General features: G+C 64.8%; 6 protein-coding genes. All 6 read right to left on the bottom strand.

What is annotated here, in order from left to right:
* Positions 1-179 precede the first annotated feature (179 nt).
* Genes ACF8LI_RS24540 through ACF8LI_RS24565 form a run of 6 tightly spaced genes read right to left on the bottom strand, consistent with a single transcriptional unit; the run spans position 180 to position 6,079 of the window.
* On the bottom strand, positions 180-1,367 hold the full coding sequence (locus ACF8LI_RS24540; RefSeq protein ID WP_016450017.1) for an acetyl-CoA C-acyltransferase: 1,188 nt from the start codon (positions 1,365-1,367) through the stop codon (positions 180-182).
* 44 nt (positions 1,368-1,411) lie between these two features.
* Positions 1,412-3,199 (bottom strand): bifunctional isocitrate dehydrogenase kinase/phosphatase, encoded by a 1,788-nt coding sequence (gene aceK, locus ACF8LI_RS24545; RefSeq protein WP_034363206.1) that lies wholly within the window; start codon positions 3,197-3,199, stop codon positions 1,412-1,414.
* A 33-nt stretch (positions 3,200-3,232) separates the two neighbouring features.
* Positions 3,233-3,895 carry a carbonate dehydratase gene (can, locus tag ACF8LI_RS24550; RefSeq protein ID WP_016450015.1) on the bottom strand — a complete coding sequence of 221 codons (663 nt, stop codon included), beginning with the start codon at positions 3,893-3,895 and terminating at the stop codon, positions 3,233-3,235.
* 56 nt (positions 3,896-3,951) lie between these two features.
* The gene (locus ACF8LI_RS24555) at positions 3,952-5,139 is read right to left on the bottom strand and encodes an isovaleryl-CoA dehydrogenase (RefSeq protein WP_160853221.1); all 1,188 of its coding nucleotides are present in this window, start codon (positions 5,137-5,139) and stop codon (positions 3,952-3,954) included.
* Positions 5,140-5,182: 43 nt separating this feature from the next.
* A complete protein-coding gene (locus ACF8LI_RS24560; protein WP_046987414.1) occupies positions 5,183-5,641 on the bottom strand; it encodes a PaaI family thioesterase in 459 nt (152 codons plus the stop codon).
* Positions 5,642-5,677: 36 nt separating this feature from the next.
* Entirely contained in the window at positions 5,678-6,079 is a 402-nt protein-coding gene (locus tag ACF8LI_RS24565; RefSeq protein ID WP_013800379.1) for a MerR family DNA-binding transcriptional regulator, read from the bottom strand.
* Positions 6,080-6,332: the final 253 nt, after the last annotated feature.

Raw genomic sequence — 6,332 nt, forward strand, 5'->3', positions numbered from 1 at the left:
GTCGAGAGGTCAAAGTAATAGCGGATCGGCCGATCCAAGTCTAGCTCTCTGGACGTCTGTGGCGCTGCCCATAAAACTGGCGCAATGCAAATCAGAGACACCGAGGAAGGGCCTACGCCGGCCGCGCCGCCCCGCACCGAGGGTGTCGTCCCCCTTTCAGGGGGAGGGCGCGCAGCGCCTCAGGGGGTGACCATTTCTATCGCCATGGCTGTTCCCTCGCCGCCGCCTATGCACAGCGTGGCCAGGCCGCGCTTGCCGCCACGCGCCTGCAGGGCGTGCAGCAGCGTGACCAGGATGCGCGCACCGCTGGCGCCAATGGGGTGGCCCAGCGCACAGGCGCCGCCGTTGACGTTGACCTTGTCGCGCGGCACGCCCAGCTCGGCCATCAGGGCCATGGGCACGACGGCAAAGGCTTCGTTGACTTCCCACAGGTCCACATCCGCCGCCGTCCAGCCGGCCTTCTTGAGGGCCTTCTGCGTGGCGCCCACGGGGGCCGTGGTGAACCATTCGGGCTCCTGAGCATGCGTGGCATGGGCGACGATGCGCGCCAGCGGCTTGCAGCCCAGCTCCTTGGCCGTGGACTCGCGCATCAGCACCAGGGCGGCGGCGCCGTCGTTGATGCTGGAGCTCGATGCCGCCGTGATCGTGCCGTCCTTCTTGAAGGCGGGCTTGAGGCTGGCGATCTTGTCCAGCTTGGCCTTGGCCGGGCCTTCGTCGATGCTGACCGTGACATCGCCCTTGCGCGTGGAGACGGTCACGGGCGTGATCTCGGCCGCGAAGGCGCCGCTTTCAGTGGCCGCCTGGGCGCGCTTGACGCTTTCGATGGCGTAGGCGTCCTGCTGCTCGCGCGTGAAGTGGTATTTGGCGGCGCAGTCCTCGCCAAAGGTGCCCATGGAGCGGCCCGGCTCGTAGGCGTCCTCCAGACCGTCGAGCATCATGTGGTCATAGACCTTGTCGTGGCCCATGCGGTAGCCGCCACGGCCCTTCTTGAGCAGGTAGGGCGCATTGGTCATGCTCTCCATGCCGCCGGAGACCACCACATCGCGGCTGCCCGCCACCAGCTGGTCATGGGCCAGGATGGTGGCCTCCATGCCGGCGCCGCACATCTTGGACAGGGTCACGGCGCCCGTGCTGCGCGGCAGGCCGCCCTTGAAGCCTGCCTGGCGCGCAGGCGCCTGTCCCTGGCCCGCCATCAGGCAGTTGCCGAACAGCACTTCGTCCACCTTCTCCGGCGCCACGCCGGCACGCTGCACGGCGGCCTTGATGGCGGCGCCGCCCAGATCGTGGGCCGCGAGATCGGCGAAGTCGCCCTGGAATGCGCCCATGGGGGTGCGGGCTGCGCCGACGATGACGATGGGGTCTTGCATGCTTATCTCCTGGATGTGGTGATGGTGAGGGGAAAACAAACGGGTCAGGCCAGCCAGCGGCTGCGCTCGTAGGGATAGACGTCGTGCACGTGGCCTTCGCGGATGCGCTGCTGGTGCCCCTGCCAGAAGGCGGGATCGAGCAGGTCGGCATGGTGGCGCATGAAAACTTCGCGCACGGCCGGATTGCCCAGCAAAAAGGGCGCGAAGGTTTCCGGGAACACATCGCGCGGGCCCACGGGATACCAGACCTCGCCGCTGAGCTCGTCTTCCTCGTTGCGCGGCGCAGGCACCTGACGGAAATGGCAGTCGGTCAGGTATTCGATCTCGTCGTAGTCGTAGAACACCACCTTGCCGCCGCGCGTGATGCCGAAGTTCTTCCACAGCATGTCGCCCGGGAAGATGTTGGCGGCCACCAGGTCCTTGATGGCATTTCCGTATTCGATCACGGCGCTCTCCAGCCGCTGCCGCGGTCCCGGCAGGTCCAGCCCGTCATCGAAGCACTCCTGCAGCAGCAGGTTCAGCGGCACCATGCGCCGCTCTATGTAGAGGTGGGAGATGATGACCTCCTGCCGGCCATCGCCGTCGCGGTCGCTGATCTCGACCTGGCTGGGCGCGTGCTCCAGGATCTCGGCGATCAGCGCCTCCGAGAAGCGCTCGCGCGGGAAGGCCACCAGGCTGTACTCCAGCGTGTCGGCCATGCGCCCCACGCGGTCGTGCTGCTTGACCAGGCGGTACTTGGCCTTGACCTGCTCGCGGGTGATCTCCTTGGGCGCGGCGAACCGGTCCTTGATGAGCTTGAACACGTAGGGAAAGCTGGGCAGGTCGAACACCAGCATGACCATGCCCTTGATGCCGGGCGCGATGCGGAACTGGTCGCGCGAATGGCGCAGGTGGTGCAGGAAGTCGCGGTAGAACAGCGTCTTGCCCTGCTTGGCCAGGCCCAGGGCGTTGTACAGCTCGGCGCGCGGCTTGCGCGGCATGAGGCTGCGCAGGAACTGCACGTAGGCGCTGGGCACGTCGGTATCGACCATGAAGTAGGCACGCGCAAAGCTGAAGAGGCCGTGCAGGTCCTTCTCGCCGAACAGGGCCGCATGCAGCACCAGCCGGCCGTTGTCCCCATGCAGGATGGGCACGGCCCAGGACAGCTCGGCAAAGCCGTTGATGATCTTGCCGACGATGTAGGCGCCCTTGTTGCGGAAAAACAGGCTGGACAGCACCTGGATCTGGAAGTTGGCGTACAGGCGCATGGCCTGCAGCTGGGGCTCCAGGCGCTCGGCCAGGCGGGCGATGTCGCGCTCCAGGTCTTCAAAGGGGCGCTGCAGCGCGAACTGCTCCACGACTTCGCGCAGCGTCTGCGACAGTGTCTCGCGCGTGGGGTAGAAGGCCAGGTAGGCCGGGCGTGCGGTCGGCTCCTGGTTCTCTATGTATTCCGTACTGACGGCCGGCCGCACGAAGATGAAGTCGTTGTGGAAGTGCGTACGGTGCAGGATCTTGGTGGTGACCGAGTTGAAGAAGGTCTCGGCCAGCTCCGGCTGCAGGTGGTTGACCATGAGCCCGATGTAGTGGCGCTTGATCTGCTGCCAGACCGGCATGGGCTGGGCGCCGGCCGAAAACTCCTTTTCAAGCCGGCGCACGCATTCGCGCACGCGCAGGTCGTAGAACTCGATGCGCTCGCGCTGCGCGCGCTGCTGGCCCAGCCAGTCGGCCGTCTCGAAGCGGTGCTTGGCGCGGGCCGATTCGGCGCGGAACAGGCGGTAATGGCGGTTGAAGCCATCCATCATCGCCCGCGCGATGTCATGGGCAAGCAGGGTGTCCTGGGCAGGCATCGGCATGAAGTCTCCCGGGGTCCCGCCTGCCATGGCCGCTCAGTCGCGCTGGCGGCTGGCGACCAGCTCGACAGCCTCGGCATGGATGTTGGCGATGCCGCCGACACCGGGCACGGTCATCTGCAGATTGGTGATCAGGCCGTCCTTCAGGCCATAGCACCAGCCGTGCAGCGTGACCTTCTGGCCGCGCGCCCAGGCATCCTGCATCACCGTGCTCTGCGCCACATTGATCACCTGCTCGATGGCATTGAGCTCGCACAGCGCGTCATGGCGCCATTGCGGCGACAGGCTGGCCAGCAGCGCCTGGTGCTTGTCGCGCACGTCCTTCACGTGGCGGATCCAGTTGTCGGCCAGGCCCACGCGCACATCCTCCAGTGCCGCCAGCACGCCGCCGCAGCCATAGTGGCCGACGACCATCAGGTGCTCGACCTTGAGCTGGTCCACCGCGTACTGGATGGTGGACAGGCAGTTCAGGTCGCTGGGCACGACCACGTTGGCCACGTTGCGGTGCACGAACACCTCGCCGGGCTCCAGGCCCGTGATCTGGTTCGCGGGCACGCGGCTGTCGGAACAGCCGATCCACATGTAGCGGGGTTTTTGCTGCGCCATCAGCCCAGTGAAGAACCCGGGCCGGTCACGCTCCACCTGCTGGGCCCATTCGCGGTTGTGGACAAACAGCTCTTCGATGGAGGTTGTGCTCATAAACAATCCTTTTGTTGGGGTCAAACTCAAGAACGGCGCAGCAGGCAGGCGAAAGATCAGCAGGTCTCTGCGAACAGCTCGCGGCCGATCAGCATGCGACGGATCTCGCTGGTGCCGGCGCCGATCTCATAGAGTTTCGCATCCCGCCAGAGGCGACCCAGTGGGTATTCGTTGATATACCCATTACCCCCATAGATTTGAACGCCTTCGCCGGCCATCCATGTCGCCTTCTCGGCGCACCACAGGATGACGCTGGCGCAATCCTTGCGAACTTGGCGAACATGCTCGGTTCCCAGCAGATCGAGGTTTTTGGCGACCGTATAGGCAAAGGAGCGGCCCGCTTGCAGCACGGTGTACATGTCCGCCACCTTGCCCTGGATGAGCTGGAACTCGCCGATGCTCTGGCCGAACTGCTTGCGGTCATGGATGTAGGGCACGACGTTGTCCATCACCGACTGCATGATGCCCAGCGGCCCGCCGGTCAGCACGGCGCGCTCATAGTCCAGGCCGCTCATCAGCACCTTGGCGCCGTTGTTCACGCCGCCCAGCACGTTCTCGGCCGGCACCTCGACGTTCTCGAACACCAGCTCGCCCGTGTGGCTGCCACGCATGCCCAGCTTGTCCAGCTTCTGGGCAATGGAAAAGCCCTTCATGCCCTTCTCGATCAGGAAGGCAGTCACGCCGCGGGCGTTCAGCTCGGGCTCGGTCTTGGCGTAGACCACCAGGGTATCGGCATCGGGACCGTTGGTGATCCACATCTTGGTGCCGTTGAGCAGGTAGTAGCCGCCCTTGTCCTCGGCCCTGAGCTTCATGCTGATCACGTCCGAGCCGGCGCCGGGCTCGCTCATGGCCAGCGCGCCCACATGCTCGCCGCTGATCAGCTTGGGCAGGTACTTGGCCTTTTGCGCTTCATTGCCGTTGCGGTTGATCTGGTTCACGCAGAGATTGCTGTGCGCGCCGTAGGACAGGCCCACCGATGCGCTGGCACGCGAGATTTCCTCCATCGCCACCATGTGGGCCAGGTAGCCCATGTCGGCACCGCCGTACTGCTCGGACACGGTGATGCCCAGCACGCCCAGGTCGCCGAACTTGCGCCACAGGTCCATGGGGAACTGGTCGTCGCGGTCGATCTCGCCGGCGCGCGGTGCAATCTCGGCCTGTGCGAACTCGCGCACGGCATCGCGCAGCGCATCGATGTCCTCGCCCAGTTGGAAGTTCAGGCCCGGCAGGTTGGAAAGGCTCATCTCATGTCTCCTGTGGAAATTGGGGGAAAGAACGCCGCCCGGCTCAATCGGCCAGATCGCGGCCCTGCACGCACATCAGCGTGCAGCCCATGGTGGCAATCAGTTTCTCGCGGCCTTCGTCGATGGCGTAGGCGCGCCCTTCGGTCACGGTGATGGTGCGGCCCGGCTTGAGCACACGGCCTTCCATGCGAAAGCGCTGGCCCTTGGCAGGGGCCAGCAAGTTGATCTTGAATTCAATGGTGAGCACGGCAGCATCGGCCGGCATCAGGGTCAGCCCTGCGTAGCCGCAGGCGGAATCCAGCGCCGTGGAAACCATGCCGGCATGCAAAAAGCCATGCTGCTGCGTCAGCCCGGGCGCCCAGTCCAGGCAGACATCGACGGCACCGGGCTCCAGCAAGGACAGCTCGGCGCCCAGGGTGTGCATCGCGCCCTGGCGTGCAAAACTGTCTCGCACACGGCGGGCAAAGTCGCTGTTGGCAGGTTCCAGGCGGAGCACGGTCAAGGCAAGCCTCACAAATTACGTTTACGTAAACGTCAATTATGAAGCATTTTTCCCATCCAGGTGTTTCAACAAAGTGCGGGCCTCGGATTCCTGCTCTCGCACCTCGGCCAGGTTGGCCTGCAGATCGGCCAGGCGGTCTTCGAGCTGGCGGCGGTGCACAGCCAGCACCTCCAGGAATTTGCGCAGTTGCACGCCCGTGTCACGGGGGCTGTCGTAGAGATCGATGATCTCCTTGGCTTCGTTCAGAGACAGTCCCAGCCGCTTGGCCCGCAAGGTCAGGCGAAGACGTGTGCGATCACGCGCGCTGTAGACGCGATTGCGTCCGCCAGGCCCGGCACGCTCGGGCTCAAGCAGGCCCATGTCCTCATAGAAGCGGATGGCCCGGGTCGTGAGATCGAACTCCTTGGCAAGATCGCTGATGGTGTAGGTGGTCGACATGGCTGGAGAGTCCGCCGGCATCCACAGCCGGCGGCCATGGGAATGCGACGTTGACGTTAACGTCAATGCTAGCGGAATTGTCCGCAGGAAACTGCGCCGGATGTTGCATCCGGGTGCGACGAAGAAGCCTGGCAGGAATAAAAAGAGAGCGCGTCAGCGCTCTCTTTTTTGGGTTGTCCATTTTCGGATGTTCCGTTGAGCCGTCCGTTTTGGCGGTTCAGCCTGTTTCCCCGTTTCCTGCAGCCCAATGCAA

Source organism: Delftia sp. WSY_12 (assembly GCF_043104645.1).
In the GTDB taxonomy this organism is placed as follows: Bacteria; Pseudomonadota; Gammaproteobacteria; order Burkholderiales; family Burkholderiaceae_C; genus Comamonas; species Comamonas tsuruhatensis.

Bases quoted from the DNA above. Each gene is read 5' to 3' on its own strand.
- ACF8LI_RS24540 (WP_016450017.1), bottom strand. From the start codon at position 1,367: ATGCAAGACCCCATCGTCATCGTCGGCGCAGCCCGCACCCCCATGGGC.
- aceK (WP_034363206.1), bottom strand. From the start codon at position 3,199: ATGCCGATGCCTGCCCAGGACACCCTGCTTGCCCATGACATCGCGCGG.
- can (WP_016450015.1), bottom strand. From the start codon at position 3,895: ATGAGCACAACCTCCATCGAAGAGCTGTTTGTCCACAACCGCGAATGG.
- ACF8LI_RS24555 (WP_160853221.1), bottom strand. From the start codon at position 5,139: ATGAGCCTTTCCAACCTGCCGGGCCTGAACTTCCAACTGGGCGAGGAC.
- ACF8LI_RS24565 (WP_013800379.1), bottom strand. From the start codon at position 6,079: ATGTCGACCACCTACACCATCAGCGATCTTGCCAAGGAGTTCGATCTC.